Genomic DNA, 18,118 nt, shown 5'->3' with positions numbered 1-18,118 from the left:
ATTACATCTGTTGTCTGAACGCTTTTATCTCAGCAAGCGACAATTTAAAGCGGAGTGTCAGAGCGCCGAAAATGAGTCCGCCGATGGCAATTTCCACCAATGTGTGTACCGGACCGGCATACCCTACGCCCACTTTATATAGATATATGCCGGCGATCATTAGTAACGCGAACAAGAGCGGTTTTTGAATATTTCGCAGGAATTTGCCGAAAAACGACCCGATCAGTGAATGGGCAATGCCAAAATTGACAACCAGATTAAAGAAGGTTGCCGACACAAACGCCATGGCAATGCCAGTCACGCCCCAGTATTTGCCTAAAAGCAGCAAGAGCGGAATTTTGACGACCAATGTAGCCAGGTTGAGGTAAAAGAGCAGATTCGGTTTCCCCTTCGTAAACGCAAGCGTAAACAGCGGATGCGCCAGACAGCTGAAAAAGCTCTGCAAGACAAAAATCTGAATGAGCGGAATGGTCTCCTCCCACCCATCGCCATACAGGAGCGGCACCACGCTTTCGGCCGTGATAAACAGCCCGGCCAGGAGAGGAATATTGAGGTAACTGATCAGGTCGAGAATTTTGATGTAGGATTGTTTTAATTCATCGGCGTTTTCTTTCATTTTCGCCAGAATCGGATAGGCTACCTGCAGAATAATCGGATTTAGTTTATTGATCGGAAAGACCGCCAGCTGATAGGCAATTGTGTAAAACCCTAACGCTTTTACGCCCAGTAAACCACCGACAATGATGTTATCGGAATTACCCTGAACAAAGCCCAGAAGCCCGTCCCCGACATTAAAAATGCCAAATTTAATGTGCTCTTTTACCAGACCGATATTGAAATAAAACGAAGGAAAAAACAGCTTGATTCCGAACATTATCTGAATGGCAGTCCGGACAACGTGCATCGCCAGCTGCCCGTAGATCAGGGATAATTCTTCAAAACCGCTATACGCCAGTCCGATGGCTACGCCGGTGCCGACAAAAGCTCCCAGAATTTCCATAATGGCAATGGATTTAAACCGGAGTTCTTTCTGGAGAATAAAGAGGTATAACTGCCCGAAATAGATAATCAGAAAATAGAGGGAAGCCAGCCGGATCACCCGGTCCAGTTTAGGCTCTTTATAATACGCAACTACCAGCGGAGCACTGAAATAAACAACTATAAAGATCAGCACGCCCATCAGCAGGCTTACGTAATAAAGCGTTGATAACACCCGTTGGTCGCTTTCCTGTTTGTAAATGATGGAATTGGAAAATCCTAAATTGCTGAAAATGTAGAAAAAGTTGATAATGAGCGTACTGACACTGACTACCCCGAACACCGCAGGGTCTAAGAGCCGCGCCAGAATCGACACCTGGGCAAATTGAAACACAGTGGATATGACCGTAGAAATGGTAATCCATTTCCCGCCGTCAATCGCATTCCGGGTAGTACTCATACGTTATTTATGGGTCAGTATTTCGGCATTAACGCCCTTCATTCAGGTGGTCGGGCTGAATCCGGACCATGCGGGCTTCTTCCACGCTCGGCGCTTCGGTATATTCGCCGTCTACCTTATTCAGGACAAGCAACATGTGATGATTCGCCACCTTCAGGTACAGATCAAGCAGGTTTTTTTCTACCCGCCCCCATACACTGTTGGCATCCGCCACCATCACCGCGACCGTGGTTTGATTTACCAAATAAACCGGAATCGGACTGTTAATAAAAGCCGGAAGCTCCAGAATTATTTTGTCGAAATCTGTCGGATTGAACGGGTAATCGCGGCGAATGAGTTCATCAACCGACATGGTATTCATAAAGCCCGGCAACACGCGGTACGGGAAAAACGTCACATTCTCCTGCTCAAAGCCGTGGTCTTCGTCGCTTTGGCGCGGGAAACAGTACGCAATCCGCTGATCCGATTCGGCATACAGCCGGGCCAGCCCGTGAGCAACCCAGGTCTTGCCCTGTTTCGCCCGCATGCTGATGAGGGTTATGACCGGCGGGTGTATTTTACTGGTCGAGCGCGCAATGTCAACGTTTATCGCATTACACAGCTGTTCATACATACTGAGGGCGATGCGGCTCTTGCGGGCATCCAGGGAGAAACGTTTGATAACCGGAAAAATAGCCGAAACAGGCCGGCCGATCAGCGACTCTGCCTGATCCGGTGAGCTGATGCGGCGGTCGAGCAGGAAGCGCATTACAACCACCAGCAACGCGAGGAATAACCCTACGCCGATACCACCGCCAATAAACACAATCCGGCTTGTTTTTTTCTGCGATGCCGGATAATTCGGCTGGTCCAGAATTTTCAGTTCTCCGTCAATCGAAACATCCTGCCGGTGAATCCGTGCCTCGTTGAGGCTTTGGAGTAACGTCAGGTATTCCTTCTCTGCTACGCTCAGATCGCGGTTCAGTTCGCGGAGATCGGACCCGAGGGGACTGTATTCCTTTGTTTTGGCCTGATACTCGCCAAGGCGTTTTTTATAGACGCCGATCCGGGCGGCCGACTCTTCAAATTCGATAACTTTTGCCAGCCACTCATCAATCAGTTTTTCCTGCGGAATCGACTCCGGCGAGTCACCGGCGGCATAATACCGGCGGGCAATCGTGCGGAGCTCTTCCGAAATCCGGGCCACTGTTTCCTGCAGTTTGGTTTTATCCTGGTTGTTGGCCATCGCCGTCACCAGTTGCAGCTCAGCATCAGAAAGCTCTTGTTGCTTTTTGACCATATCGCTGTTGATGGCCAGCAAATTACCACGCTGGCCCATCCGGCGTATCAGAGCATCCATGGCAGCTTTAGCGGCATTATTCCGCATCAGTTCCAGATTGTACTGATTCTCAAACGTCTCCCGCGAAAAGGCCATATTTTTGGCTTCTTCGTCGAAGTTCAGGACTTCATGCTGCACGTTGAACGACCGCAGCCGGGCTTCGGCTTCATCCAGCCTCCGTTTGGCTTCTTTCGATTTGTCTTCGTAATAGGTAACTACCGGATTGCTGTCCGCACTTTTCAGGGCAGTATAACGGGCGTTCAGAATACCGATGGCGTATTGCAGGGTTTGCTGAGCCACTGCCGCATCGTCGGCTTCATAGCTCATTTCCAGCATATCACTGGAGCTTTTCCGGTTAGCAATCAGCTTTTTGGCAATCTGATTTACCGAATAATATGTCTCCGAACGAAATAGCAGTGCCTTAACAGGGTTCTCTTTTTCGGAGCGTGACAGGCTATCTATCCGGGCATAGATCAGGGCCGGCGAACCGGCCGACAGCATCTCACGGCGTAACGGATCCGGTATCGCCTGTTTTAGTTTATCGAAGCCCGGCACGGCCAGTACGAGTGTATCCGGCTGCGAAACCTGCAGATGTTTTGCCAGCAGGCTAACGGCAATCTGGTGTAGTGTTTCCTTGGAGTTTAAGGCAGTCAGGAGATTATCAAACGCATTACTGACGCCGGAATAGTCGAACGACGCGTTGTTTTTGTTGGCATTCAGTGAGTAGCCGGATGCCAGACCGGTATAGATCGTTGCCTGAGATAAGTACGTTTTCTTTTGATTTTGAGTCAATAAAGCCACTGTCCCTGCCGTAATCAACGGTAACAGCACGAACAAATAAGCATATTGTTTCAGTATCCGCAGAAATAGTTTTGAAATCATATCGTATCATAAACCGGTCAGACCGGTATAGCTGCCTATAAATCCTTGATCTGCCTTCCGGCAAATTTACTTCCGCCTCAACTGCTGCATCGGTGCGCCGACCAACGCTTCCAGCTGATAAAAGCTCTTTAATAACTGGCCTTTTACCTCCTCCGTCGACGATTTAACGATCGAGTAGCGGTTACTCACATTGGCCAGCGTATTGGGATCCAGCTTGCGCTGCTGCATTTCTATTTCAGCAATCCGCAGCGCAGTCAGTGAGTTTTCTTCATCCAGCATCTTCACCAGTAAAATCCGCTGGGCCGTCAGCAAGTCCTGATACAGGTTAATCAGCTCACGGCGGATTTGCTGCTCAATTGCCTCGCGGCGGTAAACGGCTGCCTGCTGGTTCGACTGCGCCATCCGGACTTCATGTTTCCGGCCGAACAACTCAAACAAACTTAGCTGCAAGGTCACCCCCGCACGGTACCCGTTGGCGATCTGCCCGATGGCATCGTTGCCGGTAGGCGTTGTCGACAGGATCGCCTGATTACCGGTTGAGTAATTGACAAAGCCGGACGCATTCGTAAATTTCTGTGATTTAGCCAGTCTCACAGCTTCCCCCTGACTGATGGTCACCTGATGCTCATATTTCACCAGAGGGGAAGCAGCCACAGCCATATCACTCAATTCTTTTAGCGGCAATAATTGGGCCGAAATGTCTTTCCGGAAATCAAAATAGAGCGTATCGTTGATTACGATGCCCACTCCGGCGGGAGGCGCAGCCGCTACCGGTGGAGCCGACTGCCCGGCGACCGGTGATAATCCGGTCATTACAATCCCACATACAAGGGCATATGGCTTAATTTGTCGTTTTATCCTTTGTATATACCTGCGTGTCCCCATAGCGTGTTGCGATCCGGATTTACCTGCGAAAACCCGTTTTCAGCTGCATTAATCACCAGCAAAAGTTGTACGGGAATCGCTCTTTTTTTAAAATTAATGACAATATTTGGCTTTTCAGGTCAATATGATCGCTTTACGATTTGAGTTAACAATGAAACTTATTTCGTTTGTTAATATCGCTCAAATTAAAAAAGTAACACATATTCGCCCAAAGCGGTAACTTTTTTTTCATTCAACCCATCCCACGGGCATGAACTTCGTTATCACCTCCCGGCAACCCTGGGAAGAAAAAAATCTGGGCAGCAACATCCGTGACATGGCCCGCTGTTTAGCCCGGAATCATTCCGTTCTGTTTGTCAACGATCCGATGGACTGGACCACCGTTTATAAAGATCCGGCCGGTCGCGGTAAGGCCCGTCAACAGTTTCTGGACCAGCACCAGGGTCAGCGCCTGTTCGAAGACGAGCCAAACCTGTGGGTACTGAATCCGGCCTCCGTCCTCGCCTCCATCAATTTTCTGCCCGACGGTCCGTTGTTCGACTGGCTGAACCGCCGCAACGGTCAGGCTGTGGCGCATGAAATCGCGGCGTCTATCAAAAAACTTGGCTGGCCATCGTTTGTCCTGATCAATGATAATGACATGATCCAGGGGTTTTACCACAAAGAACTCCTCCGGCCGGCGGCCTCCGTTTATTACCTGCGCGACAATTTTCTGGCGGTCGATTACTGGAAAAAACATGGTCTCCGGCTTGAACCGCTGCTCATGGCGAACGCAGATCTGGTAGCGAGTAATTCGCTCTACCTTGCCAACCAGGCCGCCCGGTATAATCCGAACGCTATTGACATCGGTCAGGGCTGCGATTTAACGCTCTTTGATCCGACCGCTGCACCACCCGTTCCTGCCGATCTGGCGGCATTACCCGGACCGCGTATCGGCTATGCCGGAGCACTGACCGGCCTCCGCCTTGACGTTGACCTGATTGAGGCCGTTGCCCGTCAGCGCCCGGACTGGCAGGTTGTGCTGATTGGCCACACCGACGATTCGATCCGGAAAGACCGGCTCAGTGCCCAGCCCAATATCACGTTTCTCGGTTCTAAACCGGCTCATGAAATTCCGGCTTACCTCGCCCACCTCGACGTCCTGATTAATCCCCAGATCGTCAACGAGGTTACGATCGGTAACTACCCGCGTAAGATCGACGAGTACCTGGCAATGGGAAAACCGGTCGTGGCCGTCAAAACCGAGACGATGGGTATTTTCACCGACCACGTTTACCTTGCCCGCGATGCCGGTGAATTTGTCCGGTACGTTGACGAGGCACTTCAGGGTCACTTCCCGTCATCGGCCGAAGCCGGTATTGCCTTTGCCCGCGAGCACACCTGGGAAAACTCCATGCAAAAACTCATTGATGCTGTCAGCAAACTGACTGTCATTTAATCTGTTATGTCTCTTAAATCATATCTCGACAGCCGCCCTGCGGTAAAAAAACTGGTCCACTGGATGCTGATACCGACAGGGCAGGCACGGCCCCGATTATGGGTTAAATGGTTTGTCAATCCGTTTATGCACCAGCGCCACCGCCGCTCGTCCGTCCGGTCATCGGCCCGCATGGATGTCCTGCCGTTTAATGGGTTTTCGATGGGTGCCAACAGCGCCATCGAAGATTTCTGCGTCGTCAACAACGGGGTCGGTGACGTTTCCATCGGCGACAATTCACTGGTGGGCATCGGTTCAGTAGTGATCGGCCCCGTGGTGATCGGCGCCGATGTGATCATTGCCCAGCATGTAGTCATGTCCGGCCTGAATCACGAATATGAAGACATCCATACCCCCATTCATCGCCAACCCGTTACGACCAGACGCATCACCATCGAACCCGAATGCTGGATCGGTGCCAATGCTGTTATCACGGCCGGGGTCACCGTTGGCCACCACTCCGTCGTGGCAGGCGGTAGTGTGGTCACCAAAGACGTACCGCCCTACTCCGTTGTCGGTGGTAATCCGGCCCGCCTGCTGAAACAGTACGACGCTGCGCAAAAAGCCTGGATCAGGCCGGTCTCTTAGCCGGTGTATCCCAGCGGTTGCAGGTCGTAAAGGCCAGTGAAGTCAGGTACAGCATGGTGCTGGTCGGGAACTGACCTAACACGGGATTCGAATACCCCATGACGGCGATTCCGACGAATTCGGCAATGAACATGCCCATGATCTTGCTCAGCCAGGGATCATTGAGATGCCAGATGCGATAAACCCCGACCCCAACGATAGCCAGCAACATGGCCACGTATAAATACACGCCGACGACACCGGTTTCGATCCATAGTTCAACATACCAGCTATCAGGCGGAATCTGGGCTGCAAAATGCCCGGGCGAAAACCGCGCTCCTGCGTCGGCCGCCGTACCGATACCTGCTCCGAATGGCAGATAGCGCAGGTAGTTAGCGAGTTTAGCCTGATTTTCCAGTCGCACCAGAAACGAGGGGTCTTCCATCGGTTTCAGGGCCGTGCGGATCCGGTACACCTGATAGTTCTGATTACCAATGTCGGTGTATAACAACATCAGTAACACCGGTATTGCTACACTCAGCCCAAGAGCGATCTTCGTAAAATCACGTTTCAGCAATAGATAAAAGCCGTAGCCTGCAATAAAGACAAACAAGGCACTCCGCGTACCGGAAACGGCATATCCCCAGAAATAGACAAAGGCCAAACCCAGATAGCTTAGCCGGACAAGCCACTTATCCTCCTCAAAAAAGAAAATCAGACAGATCAGGGCCAAACCCGCCATTTCAGCCCCGAACTGAGAGGCATCGGTATAGTACGACCAGCTCCGGAGGTGCCCGAAAAGCAGGTGCGTTTTCCCGCCCGCCGAGTTAAGCCATTCCAGTTCCGACTGTGTTAATCCGAGATACTGCTGCTTGAAAGCCCAGATAGCCGCAAAAACCGACCAGATCAGCCACGTACGCAACAGCAACAGGATGTCTGATCGCTTGATGGGCGTTACCAGCACAATGATCGTGACAAAAAACCAGTGCATCGAAAACGCGCGCACATGGAAAAACCAGGCCGGTTTATACGGAGCCTCCGGATTAGCCAGCTCCATTACGTTATACAAAAACCAGGTTCCGACCAGAAAAAACGTCGGATTCTTCAGATTAGCCCAGTTTAACCGGCGGCCGTTGAACAGCAGGCTCAGCAGAATCAGAGCCAGTAAGCCATCCACTACCAGCCCGAACGGTGCACTAACCGGTAGAAAGCGGGCGAGAATATTCACCAGAAAGCTATACTGCAAATACACCAGTAGCCCGAAACGCGGCGACATCAGGATGCCCGTTACGAGCCCGATACCAACCGGAGCAACCACGCACAGGCCAATACCGGCAATGCCTAACGTAGCAATCAGAATGCCACACACGAACGCAGCGGCAGTACCTGCTACACTGTAAAGCCAGTTTTTATTTTCCAGATGGGAACGACTTAACACGCTATTGATTTGCATGGACAATCCGTTGGCCGGGGAGCCCTTTCACGAAACTGCCACCCGCTACTTTTGAATGACAGCCTCGTTTGCCCGGCGAACTTTCTCCCAGGCCCCTGACTGGTTCCCCCGCAAGTATCGGACCAGACCTTTCAGCGCAGACACATTCATGAAGGTAAAATAAAAAGGGACAAAGGCGGCTTTCCAGCGTAGCTGCCGTTTTTCGAGCAAATAGCCCAGCCAGGCGACGGCATAAAAGAAAACCTGCCCCGCCATCAGCACTACCCAGACCAGAAACAACGGGGACAGTTCCGCTTCCGGCTGGACAATAAGCAGGGCATTCAGCAACAGAATAGCGACCAGACAAACCGGTGCTACGGCCCAGCGGGAGACACGGTGCGACACATATTCAAACGTCAGTATGCCATATCTGAACGGATTCAGCAGGTACGCAAGCCGGACAATAGACTGAAAACCACCGGCTGAGATTCGTATTTTACGCTTTTCTTCGTCCAGAATTGAAAACGATGGATGTTCGAGCGCATAGGCATCCGGTTCATACCCGACCCGGTAACCACGGCCGGCAATGCGCAGGGAGATCATGAAGTCATCGAGGATCGTATCCGTTTCAACAGGCTCGTACAGTTCAGTCCGGACAGCAAACAACTCGCCGGCAGCACCGACAATGCTGTACAGTTCGGCATCCCATTTTTTCAGCTGTGATTCATATTTCCAGTAAAGCCCTTCTCCCGCTCCGGCTGCCGATTCACTATCGGCGGTAAGAATCCGTTTTTCGCCCGCTACCGCACCGGTTTTGGGATCGCGGAACTGCTCGACAATCAGCCGTACGGCCTGTTTGTTGAGTTGGGTATTCGCATCGGTGAAGATGGCAATCGGGGTCTTTACCAGCAGCATGGCCTCGTTCATAGCCGCCACTTTGCCCCGCCGCCGGCTCCCCCCCAATACAGCAATCCGGTCACCATGGGTTGCGTGCAGGTATTCCTCCGAACCGTCGGTGGAACCTTCTGTGACAAATAAAATCCGCAGCTTATCGGCCGGATATTCCTGCGCCAGTGAGTTGGCAACCTTTTCCGGCAGACAGGCCATTTCATTGTATGCCGGAACAATAAGGGTAACTTCCGGATCAAACGGACCGGCTATACGATCCGTTGCTTTGTAGGGGCCGCGGATTTTGATGAGCAGCCAGACTACGAGTCCGTACCCGACATAGGTATACAGCACCAGTAGTATGGCAATAACCAGTAGTATTTCTAGCATAAACGTCAGGATTTTCAGTAAGTATGGTATAGACTAGGCAGGCCTGTGCGTCAGGTTCCAGCCGATGGCCCGGCCTACTGCTTTCAGTGATGTCCATTCACCACGGAGCAGGTAACCGAATGCCGCTTTCGGAACGGCTAACAGAAAGTAATATACACAGAATATCCATAACGGTACCCCCGTTACATTGCGGCGCATAAACCAAAGCCGGTTCCGGATGTGATAGTAGACTTTCAGGGCGCTCTGTTTGCCGACACTCATTGACTCGCGGTGATAAATCAGGGCCGATGGTTCGTAGTAGATCACAAAGCCGGCTTTCCGGATCCGCGCCGACCAGTCCAGCTCTTCGTAATACAGAAAAAAGCTGTCGTCCAGTGAACCCGCCGCTTCAAGTACCTTCCGGCTGACCATCATGGCCGCCCCGTGCGCAAAAAACGTTGGGCCACCCTGATTATACTGTCCTTTATCCTCTTCCATAAGCCCAACGGCCCAGGTCCGGCCGGTAAAACGGCTTAACGGATGATAACCGGCATACTGCAGTATCCCGGGCTGATCGTAAAACCGGATTTTAGGACAGGTCACGCCCACTGAGGGATTCTTCAGAAACGGCCCCAGCAGGTTGGTAATCAGGTCCGGTGTTACAATGGTATCGTTGTTCAGCAGAAAAAGATACTCTCCCTTTGCATGGCTGATTCCCAGATTATTACCCCCTGAAAACCCAAGGTTCTCCGGACTCATAATAACCGTCACGTTCGGATAGTTGCCCTGTTCGATCAATGGCCGCGGATCGTCACGGGAACCGTTATCGACCACAATTACTTCAAACGCCGGATAGGTCAGAACGCGGGTAGAGGCCAGCATATCGCAGGTCACCTGCGCCTGATTATAATTGATCGTAATCAGCGAAACGATTGGTGTTGCCATCAGACGTTTTCTTTCTGGAATAAGGCTTTCACCGTCCGGATCATGATAATCAGGTCCGTTTTAAAGGAGTATTTTTTGGCATAGAGCACATCCAGCTGTATCCGTTCCAGATCCGATACGCCTGCCTTACCGCGTTTGGTTACCTGCCAGAGCCCTGTCAGGCCAGCCGGCGCAGCAAACCGCCGGGCATATCCCGCCACGGTGAGTTTTTCGGCTTCGTAAGGCGGTAACGGCCGGTTGCCGACAAACGACATATCGCCCTTGAAAATATTAATCAGCTGCGGCAGTTCGTCAATACTGGAGTTACGGAGAAATTTACCCAACCCCGTAATCCGCGGATCTTCCTTAAATTTCATAAACGTAGCCTTTGCCTTCTGCTTCCGGTGATAGAGTTTTTCACAAACCTGCTCATTATCCAGGAACAGCGGCCGCTGACACGATGTACCGGCCAGCACACACTCGTCACACAAATCCATTTCCGGCTCTTCGATTACCTTGTTGTACATATTCTGGGAAGCCATGCCCGAAATGAGCTTATCCGCTCCGGTTTTCATGGTCCGGAATTTATACATGTCGAAAATTTTGTAGCCCGTACCAACCCGCTTCGATTTGTAGAAAATCGGTCCTTTGGAATCCAGCCGGATCAGGATGGCCACCACAATCAGCAGCGGAGACAGCATAAGCAGCATCACCGAAGAAACCAGAATATCGAACGCCCGCTTTCCGGCCGGCATCCGGATCGGGGCCGGCTTATACTGTGGCTTGTCTGCCTCCTGATACTGCTTTTTCTGGATGAAATACTGAATCCGCCGGCCGAGCGTTTCGCTTTTATAGGCTTTCGGAAACACATCTACAATATACTTCCGGTAAGGTGCTGCTTCCTGCTTAACACCGGTATCGGAGCTCAGCAGAATAACACGGGTATCGTCAAAAAAGTGACTGTCGGCGATGCCGCGCAGGAATGTCAGGTACCCAAGTTCATCATTGAAAATAACCAGATCAACCGGATTTCCTAACTCAACATACAACAAGGCATCGGCTCCGTCGGGCTCAGCCGAGACCTGTACCATGTCGCCGAAACTGGTTTTAAACGCCTGAATACGCGAGGGATCAGCTTCTACCAGAAGAAGCCGGAATGTAACTTTCTTTTCTTCCTGTTGTTCCATGGGGCAATGCTGATTGCAGATGGTCCGGTAACGATCGTTATGACGGTACTTTTGTTGTCGGATAGGGCTTAATCAGCAGCACCGGCAGACGATGGCTTTACCCGGTGTTCAGTCCGGCGTAATACGGCCATGATTTTGGCTTTCACCTCCATTGGGTTAAACGGCTTGATCATGTAGTCATCAGCTCCCTCTTCCAGACAGGCAATCCGGGTCGCACTATCATCAAAAGTTGATAAAATGATAATCGGCGTCTTTCCGAACAATGCGCTGGCACGAATTGTGCGGATGAACTCCTGGCCATTCATAAACGGCATTTTCAGGTCTGTCAGAATGATGTCAACAGGATTTCCCTTCTCCAGCCAGTCCATGGCTTCAAACGCATTAATATGCGAAATCACCTCAAAATCCTGATGTAAACTTTGCCGGAGCACTTTGCGGATAAACGCATCGTCTTCAACAATCATCACATTGTATCTTTTTTCCATAATCCGGATAACTATTTTAATAAATATGTAGCTTTATTCAAGAATTAATGCACATTTTTGCTCCTCTCCTGCCCGTTATTCCCTTAATATCGGCAGACACAAAAAAGTAACCGATACTTAAAAATTTTATCACTTTAAGTTACGATTACAATTTTGAGAAAACAATCATATCCCCATTCTTACCAATTGGTACTGGCAATTTTCACCTTTTTTAATGAAAAAAAAATGGCTGTTCATTTTCGCCAGTCAAATGAAAACAGGCTTCCTGTATCCGGGCTGGACTTGAGTTTAATCTGCCCGCCCTGCTCCTCGACAATCAGTTTCAGAATCGACAGGCCGACTCCCGTACTTGAATCGGTCCCCGATTGATTTACCGACGTCTGAAACAACCGGAAAATAGTCTGCTGATCTTCCATAGGGATACCAGGCCCGTTATCCTGCACATAATAGGTCACAAATTCACCGTTATCCCGGCAGCTTACCTCCACAAAACCATCCTGTTTATCATGGTATTTTACGGCATTGCTCAGCAGGTTCTGAAAGACCTGCTGCAGCTTCATCCGGTTTGCTTTCACAACCGGCAGTGTACCTTTGATCTCGATCCGGATACCGCGCGGCGGGAACAGCAGTTTCGCAATCTGCCCGACCAGTTCCTGGGTATCAACGTCTTCGATAGTCTGCTGGGTGATGCTTTTCCGTGAATAATCCAGTAAGGCGTTAATCATATCTGATAGATAAGTCGACGCTTCTTTCGAATGTTTAATGTACTCGTTCACATCTTCCTGATCCAGACCGAACGCTTCGCGCTGTTCGAGCAGGGTAAGGGCACCGATCATTCCGGTCAGCGGTGATTTCAGATCATGGGCAACGATGTAAACAAATTTTTCGAGCTGTTTATTGATTTTCTCTACTTCGCTGACCGTTTCCTTCAGGCCACGCTGGTATTGATACAGCCGCTCAAAGACATTTACCTTAGCCTTGGTTACATTAATGTCCAGCGGTTTCTGGAGATAGTCAACCGCTCCTTCGTCAAATCCTTTCAGAATATACTGCTCTTCCTTGCTGATGGCAGTAACGAAAATAATGGAAATATCCCTTGTTTTCGGGTTTGTTTTAAGCAGCCTGGCTACCTCAAAGCCATCCATACCGGGCATCTGCACATCCAGCATAATCAACCCGATCCGGTCGTTTTTCAGTGCATGGCGTAATGCCTCATTTCCGGACGTAGCTTTGATAAATTCACGCCCTTCCTGCTCCAGCATGTCTTCCAGAGCCAGTAAATTTTCCTCCCGGTCATCAACCAATAAGATGGTGAACGGTCTTTTTAGTAACGTTGATGTCATAAACGAGTGTTTACCCCATTGAGCTCTTCAGAAACTCAATCAGTTCATCTGGTTGCAATACAATTGCATCATCATTATGCCGGATTGCGGCCTGTGGCATGGATTGATAGGCAGCGGTGTGGGGTGCCTGAATCAGGGCTGTCCCGCCCCTATCCAGTATTCTTCTGATCCCTTTTGAACCGTCTTCGTTGGCGCCGCTCAGTAAAATAGCCACGGCGCCCGGACCAAATACCTGTGCAACGCTGTCGAATGTCACGTCAATAGACGGGCGGCTGAACAGCACGGGTTCCGAATAATCGAGACAGAACGTCAGATCGGTCTCGATCAGCAGGTGGTAGTTCTGGGGGGCCAGATACACGCCCTGTGGTGACAGCGGCATCTTATCATCCGGCTCAATTACCTGCAGGGTACCTAACCCTTCCGAAAGTAATAAAGAAAGTTCGCTATGAACGTTTTTTAATCTGTGAATGACAATAAGTATAGTATACGGGATCGGGGGCGATAAGGATTTAAGCAAACTGATTAAAACCGGTATACTGCCGGCGGATCCGCCGATTGCCAGTATCTCGACCTGTTTCCCTGTCATCAAGCTCATTTTCTGCGGCGATAAATGCGTAACCCTGCGCTTATTTCCTCAAAATTCGGACTAACGTTCGTAAAAAGGAGCGACTCCTTCATTCCGGTCATCAGATACCCCAGCGGGGACAGACTATCATAGAACAATGTAGTAACCCGGTTTTGCAGCACTTTGTCAAAATAAATCATCACATTCCGGCAAATAATCAGCTGAAATTCGTTAAAAACCTGATCACTAACCAGATTGTGCTGGGCAAAAATTATGTCTTTCCGCAATTCAGGTTTAAACTCAGCGCCTTCGTTAAAGAACGAAAAGTAACCGGCAAATTCCCGTTTCCCGCCCGACTGCCGGTAATTATGGGCATATTCCTTCATCGGGTGCACGGGGATGACCCCTTTGCGGGCCTGCTCAAGATTCGCCGGGTTGATATCGGTGGCATAGAGCCGGGCACGGTTCAGCAGGCCGGCCTCGTGCAGCAGAATAGCCATCGAAAATACTTCTTCCCCTGTAGCACAGCCCGCATGCCACACCTTAATAACCGGATAGGATGCCAGTTTAGGCAGCACCTTTTCCCGCAGCTCACGGTACACCATCGGATCGCGGAACATTTCCGTCACGTTCACCGTCAGTGTCTGCAGAAACCAGTAAAAAAAATTCGGGTCGTTGGTCAGGTGGTATCTAAGCTCGTACCCGTTCCGGAATCCGGCATTCAGCATACACCGTGTCACCCGCCGCATCAGCGATGCGCGCGCATAGTGGCTGAAATCATAGCCATATTGCCGCCAGATGAGATCAATGATTTCATCCAGTTCGTCGGTGGTCAGCTGAGCATGGGGTGGTTGCGACATACGTTACCGGGACAGCCAGATCCGCATCAGCGAAAACAGCCTTGAACTATCAACTGGTTTGGTTATATAATCGGATGCACCGGCCTCAATAACCTTTTCACGGTCGCCGGGCATGGCTTTCGCGGTCAGGGCAATAACCGGCAGGCCGGTCATACCTAACTCCTGCCGAATCCGGCGGGTTGCTTCATACCCGTCCATTTCCGGCATCATAATATCCATGAGCACAATGTCAATGTCGGTGTGTTCTTCCAGCATTTCCAGTGCTTCCCGCCCGTTATCAGCCGTTATCACGTCCATGTGCTGCTCATCGAGTAAGGTACTCAGGGCAAATACATTCCGCATGTCATCATCGACGAGCAGTACTTTTTTCCCTTTCAGGGAAGCCGTTGCCGCCGGTTGTTCAGCCGTAGGCAGCTTTTCCGGCTGCTCTTCCCGTACTTTATACAGGAACAGTTCGAGCTCATCCATAAGTCGCTCAGACGACTGGGCAGACTCCCGGATAACGGCATTGGTCACCCGCTTCAGCCGGCGTTCATCGGCCGTTGTCAGGTCTTCGTTAATATAACAGATTACGGGCAGATTTGATGCTTTTACCGGTTCATTTATCTGCTCCAGTTCCGTCATACCGGTCCGGAGCTTACCACGGATGTCCACCAGGAGGCAATCATAATGATTTTCTGCCAGACGATGCAGCATCTCCTCCGGTGTGGCCGCGTACTCACAGATCAGGTCACCATAGCGCTGCCGGATAAAGGCAGAGAGTGAGCCGGGTACCGTTTCCTGTCCGGAAAGCACCATTACTTTTTTAGGTTGCCCGCCCAGCTGTGTATCCAGCAACGCAAATACATTGTCGAGATCCTGTTTCGTTACCGGTTTCTGGAGATAAGCCTGTAGTCCGTTATCCGAGAGCCTGACCTCATCGGCGCCGGAAATCACATGCACCGGTATCGACTTCAGGCGTGCATCGTTCTTCAGCCAGCTCAGGATGCTCCAGCCATCAACCACGGGCAGCTTCATGTCCAGAATGATGGCCGACGGTTTATAGTGACGGGCCAGTTCCATGCCTTCATCGCCCTGCAGCGCAATGACGGTCTTATACTGCTTTGCCCTTGCCACATCGCGTACAATCCGGGCAAACACAGGATCATCCTCAATAATCAGTACGATCCGGTCGCCCTCCCGGATATCCTCCCGGTCGTCTTCCGCCATACCGGTACCACCTGTCGCTACCTCACCGGGCAAGTCTGTTTTCGGCAGCCCGGCCATCGCCGGTACAGCGACCAGCTCAGGCTCCTGATCGGTTTCGACTGCCATACCGCCGGATTGCGGGAGGTAAATGGTAAAAATGCTCCCTTTTCCTGCCTCACTCTGGAGCCTGATTTCTCCGCCCAACCGCCGGACCAGCTCCTTAACAATCGACAGTCCAAGCCCTGTTCCGCCAAACTTACGGTTGGTCGATCCGTCTGCCTGCTGGAAGGCCTCAAAGATAAGCTGCTGTTTATCAAGCGGAATGCCAATGCCGGTATCGGCAACCGAAATACGCAGCACATGGCTGGCTAATGACAAGGATTCATTGGTGAAACCGCTGAACTGATTGCTTACGTCGAATGTCAGGCTCACCGTGCCCCCTTTCGGCGTAAATTTCAGCGCATTCGACAACAGGTTCTGAATAACCTGTTCCAGCCGCTGTTTATCCGTATGCAGCGTTTCGGGCACTGACTTTCTGATATCCGTCACCAGCGAAACGCCTTTTTCTTCGGCCACAACCTTGAACAGCTGGTTCAGGTCGCGGAGAATACTGTCGGTTGCCACATCCTCAAACTGGAAGTCAATTTTACCGGCCTCGATTTTTGACAGGTCCAGAATATCATTGATCAGTTTGAGTAAATCAGACCCTGACTTCTGAATGACATGGGCATATTCGACCTGTTTATCGGTCAGGTTTTTATTCTTGTTTTCGGAAAGAAGGCCGGCCAGAATTAACACGCTGTTGAGCGGCGTGCGGAGTTCGTGCGACATATTGGCCAGAAACTCGGACTTATATTTACTGGTGATTTCCAGCTCTTTTGCTTTCAGAGCCAGCGCCTGCCGGGTAACCTCCATGGCCGCATTCCGTTCTTCAAGCTCCGTATTGATCTGGCGCAGTTCTTCTTCCTGCACCCGTAATTCCTCTTCGGACGCCTGCAGGCTTTCGGTTTGCCGGGTCAGTTCTTCGTTGGTCTGCCGGAGTTCGTCCTGCTGATTTTCCAGAATGCCTTTCTGCTGCTGCACCTGTTCAAGCAGGCTCATGATTTTAGCCCGTGACTGTACCGCGTTGATAGCCACAGCAATATCTTTAGCAATACCCTTCAGCAGTGTCATCGCCTGTGAAGATAATCCATCGAATGTTCCGAACTCGATGACGCCTTTGAGCTCCTTACCGTTCCAGAGCGGGATACATACGACCTGCTTCGGTACGTGCTGTCCGCTTGCCGACTGAATGTGCCAGAACGTTGCCGGTATCTGGTCCGTGATCTGAATCTCCCTGCTTTTGGCGGCCTGTCCGATCAGCCCCTCGCCGGGTTTGAACACTTTCGGAGCTGAATCCGGCAACGCCACCGATGCAATCAGTTCCAGCTGCTGGTTATGGTCATCAAAGCAATAAAAAGCCGCTACCGGTACTTTCAGATACTGAACCAGTACATTCAGCGCCTCCTTGCTGACCGATCCTACTTCGTTCAGGTTCTGTAGCGCATCATTCAGCGTGGCAACCCCGGTCAGGTACCAGTTCCGTTCGCGGGTCTGCTCGTTAAAGGTTTCAAGTTCAGCAAACGAATGCTGTAATTTATCCTCAACATCTTTTTGCTTTTTGAATTCAAGGAAGTAGAAGTATGTAATGATTGCAGCCACTAAAAACAGAAGTGCCGTTCCCAGCACACTGTTGAAGGTCATGGAATCAACCCAGGATGCCGTTTCTTTTTCATGATCATCCAGTTCCTGCTGTTCTACCCGGATCAGCTGCGACAGCCCAAGCCGGACCTCATCCATCTGTTTTTTTTCCTGGACAGTGAGTTGCAGGGCGTTACCGGCATCGTTGTCCTGGCTGTGTTCGGACAGTTCGCTCCAGAACTGTATCAGATGTCCGGTCTGTAACCGGACCCGTTCAAACCGGTCAAGCTGCCGGGGATCGTCTTTCGTAAGATCACCGGTTTTTTTAAGGGCAATTTCAACCTGCGGTAAGGCCTGCGTAAATGGTATCAGAAAGCGTTTCTGACTGGTGAGCCGGAACGCGCGCTGTCCGGTTTCCATATCCACCAGTAATTTTTCCACGGTGAGCAACTGGTTGATGGTCTGGTGTTTTTCCCGGACCCATGCTGCTTCATCAATCTGGCGGCTAATGGTTCTGAAAAACATGGTTCCCAGCATAACACCCACGCCAATAATCAGCGCTGACCCCAGATGAAGCCAGTTAGACGATGAAAGTCTCATAAACGTTTATCAATAAGAGCAGGAAATATA

The 18,118-nt window shown here is 50.8% G+C and carries 14 protein-coding genes; 2 read left to right on the top strand and 12 right to left on the bottom strand.

Annotation, left to right across the window (positions count from 1 at the left end; all coding sequences use genetic code 11):
- Position 1 precedes the first annotated feature (1 nt).
- From AC23NW_RS09705 to AC23NW_RS09695, 3 genes are all read right to left on the bottom strand, one after another.
- Positions 2 to 1,438, bottom strand: a complete 1,437-nt coding sequence (locus AC23NW_RS09705; RefSeq protein WP_487449150.1) for an MOP flippase family protein — start codon at positions 1,436 to 1,438, stop codon at positions 2 to 4.
- 28 nt (positions 1,439 to 1,466) lie between these two features.
- The gene (locus AC23NW_RS09700; RefSeq protein WP_487449149.1) at positions 1,467 to 3,638 is read right to left on the bottom strand and encodes a GumC family protein; all 2,172 of its coding nucleotides are present in this window, start codon (positions 3,636 to 3,638) and stop codon (positions 1,467 to 1,469) included.
- A 66-nt stretch (positions 3,639 to 3,704) separates the two neighbouring features.
- Positions 3,705 to 4,451: a TolC family protein gene (locus tag AC23NW_RS09695; RefSeq protein ID WP_487449148.1), complete on the bottom strand. Its 747-nt coding sequence runs from the start codon at positions 4,449 to 4,451 to the stop codon at positions 3,705 to 3,707.
- A gap of 322 nt (positions 4,452 to 4,773) precedes the next feature.
- On the opposite strand from AC23NW_RS09695, the gene AC23NW_RS09690 reads away from it, so the two are divergent.
- Both AC23NW_RS09690 and AC23NW_RS09685 read left to right on the top strand, forming a co-directional pair.
- The gene (locus AC23NW_RS09690) at positions 4,774 to 5,961 is read left to right on the top strand and encodes a glycosyltransferase (protein ID WP_487449147.1); all 1,188 of its coding nucleotides are present in this window, start codon (positions 4,774 to 4,776) and stop codon (positions 5,959 to 5,961) included.
- A gap of 6 nt (positions 5,962 to 5,967) precedes the next feature.
- Entirely contained in the window at positions 5,968 to 6,588 is a 621-nt protein-coding gene (locus tag AC23NW_RS09685; RefSeq protein WP_487449145.1) for an acyltransferase, read from the top strand.
- On the opposite strand, the gene AC23NW_RS09680 is transcribed toward AC23NW_RS09685, so the two are convergent.
- The 9 genes from AC23NW_RS09680 to AC23NW_RS09640 all read right to left on the bottom strand — a co-directional run bounded on the left by AC23NW_RS09680 (position 6,572) and on the right by AC23NW_RS09640 (position 18,088).
- Positions 6,572 to 8,020, bottom strand: coding sequence for an O-antigen ligase family protein (locus tag AC23NW_RS09680; RefSeq protein ID WP_487449143.1), 1,449 nt, complete (start codon positions 8,018 to 8,020; stop codon positions 6,572 to 6,574). The genes AC23NW_RS09685 and AC23NW_RS09680 overlap by 17 nt on opposite strands.
- Before the next feature lie 45 nt (positions 8,021 to 8,065).
- The gene (locus tag AC23NW_RS09675; RefSeq protein WP_487449141.1) at positions 8,066 to 9,277 is read right to left on the bottom strand and encodes a glycosyltransferase family 2 protein; all 1,212 of its coding nucleotides are present in this window, start codon (positions 9,275 to 9,277) and stop codon (positions 8,066 to 8,068) included.
- Between the two features lie 33 nt (positions 9,278 to 9,310).
- The gene (locus AC23NW_RS09670) at positions 9,311 to 10,201 is read right to left on the bottom strand and encodes a glycosyltransferase family 2 protein (RefSeq protein WP_487449139.1); all 891 of its coding nucleotides are present in this window, start codon (positions 10,199 to 10,201) and stop codon (positions 9,311 to 9,313) included.
- Positions 10,201 to 11,367 carry a sugar transferase gene (locus tag AC23NW_RS09665; protein WP_487449137.1) on the bottom strand — a complete coding sequence of 389 codons (1,167 nt, stop codon included), beginning with the start codon at positions 11,365 to 11,367 and terminating at the stop codon, positions 10,201 to 10,203. The genes AC23NW_RS09670 and AC23NW_RS09665 overlap by 1 nt, the downstream gene beginning before the upstream one ends.
- 68 nt (positions 11,368 to 11,435) lie before the next feature.
- The gene (locus tag AC23NW_RS09660) at positions 11,436 to 11,852 is read right to left on the bottom strand and encodes a response regulator transcription factor (RefSeq protein ID WP_293835744.1); all 417 of its coding nucleotides are present in this window, start codon (positions 11,850 to 11,852) and stop codon (positions 11,436 to 11,438) included.
- 233 nt (positions 11,853 to 12,085) lie between these two features.
- Positions 12,086 to 13,195, bottom strand: a complete 1,110-nt coding sequence (locus AC23NW_RS09655) for a sensor histidine kinase (protein WP_293835747.1) — start codon at positions 13,193 to 13,195, stop codon at positions 12,086 to 12,088.
- Between the two features lie 10 nt (positions 13,196 to 13,205).
- Positions 13,206 to 13,790 carry a chemotaxis protein CheB gene (locus AC23NW_RS09650; protein ID WP_310587068.1) on the bottom strand — a complete coding sequence of 195 codons (585 nt, stop codon included), beginning with the start codon at positions 13,788 to 13,790 and terminating at the stop codon, positions 13,206 to 13,208.
- Positions 13,787 to 14,620 (bottom strand): CheR family methyltransferase, encoded by an 834-nt coding sequence (locus AC23NW_RS09645; RefSeq protein ID WP_487449135.1) that lies wholly within the window; start codon positions 14,618 to 14,620, stop codon positions 13,787 to 13,789. Before AC23NW_RS09645 ends, AC23NW_RS09650 begins: the two co-directional genes overlap by 4 nt.
- Positions 14,621 to 14,623: 3 nt before the next feature.
- Positions 14,624 to 18,088, bottom strand: coding sequence for a response regulator (locus AC23NW_RS09640; RefSeq protein ID WP_487449133.1), 3,465 nt, complete (start codon positions 18,086 to 18,088; stop codon positions 14,624 to 14,626).
- Positions 18,089 to 18,118 lie beyond the last annotated feature (30 nt).

It is taken from the genome of Arsenicibacter sp. R0_47, assembly GCF_057652235.1.
Note: the sequence above shows the minus strand (reverse complement) of the source record. Positions and strands in the feature narration are given on the sequence as shown.

Coding starts and splice junctions, on each gene's coding strand:
- AC23NW_RS09705 (WP_487449150.1), bottom strand. CDS start 1,438: ATGAGTACTACCCGGAATGCGATTGACGGCGGGAAATGGATTACCATT.
- AC23NW_RS09700 (WP_487449149.1), bottom strand. CDS start 3,638: ATGATTTCAAAACTATTTCTGCGGATACTGAAACAATATGCTTATTTG.
- AC23NW_RS09695 (WP_487449148.1), bottom strand. CDS start 4,451: ATGACCGGATTATCACCGGTCGCCGGGCAGTCGGCTCCACCGGTAGCG.
- AC23NW_RS09690 (WP_487449147.1), top strand. CDS start 4,774: ATGAACTTCGTTATCACCTCCCGGCAACCCTGGGAAGAAAAAAATCTG.
- AC23NW_RS09685 (WP_487449145.1), top strand. CDS start 5,968: ATGTCTCTTAAATCATATCTCGACAGCCGCCCTGCGGTAAAAAAACTG.
- AC23NW_RS09680 (WP_487449143.1), bottom strand. CDS start 8,020: ATGCAAATCAATAGCGTGTTAAGTCGTTCCCATCTGGAAAATAAAAAC.
- AC23NW_RS09675 (WP_487449141.1), bottom strand. CDS start 9,277: ATGCTAGAAATACTACTGGTTATTGCCATACTACTGGTGCTGTATACC.
- AC23NW_RS09670 (WP_487449139.1), bottom strand. CDS start 10,201: ATGGCAACACCAATCGTTTCGCTGATTACGATCAATTATAATCAGGCG.
- AC23NW_RS09665 (WP_487449137.1), bottom strand. CDS start 11,367: ATGGAACAACAGGAAGAAAAGAAAGTTACATTCCGGCTTCTTCTGGTA.
- AC23NW_RS09660 (WP_293835744.1), bottom strand. CDS start 11,852: ATGGAAAAAAGATACAATGTGATGATTGTTGAAGACGATGCGTTTATC.
- AC23NW_RS09655 (WP_293835747.1), bottom strand. CDS start 13,195: ATGACATCAACGTTACTAAAAAGACCGTTCACCATCTTATTGGTTGAT.
- AC23NW_RS09650 (WP_310587068.1), bottom strand. CDS start 13,790: ATGAGCTTGATGACAGGGAAACAGGTCGAGATACTGGCAATCGGCGGA.
- AC23NW_RS09645 (WP_487449135.1), bottom strand. CDS start 14,620: ATGTCGCAACCACCCCATGCTCAGCTGACCACCGACGAACTGGATGAA.
- AC23NW_RS09640 (WP_487449133.1), bottom strand. CDS start 18,088: ATGAGACTTTCATCGTCTAACTGGCTTCATCTGGGGTCAGCGCTGATT.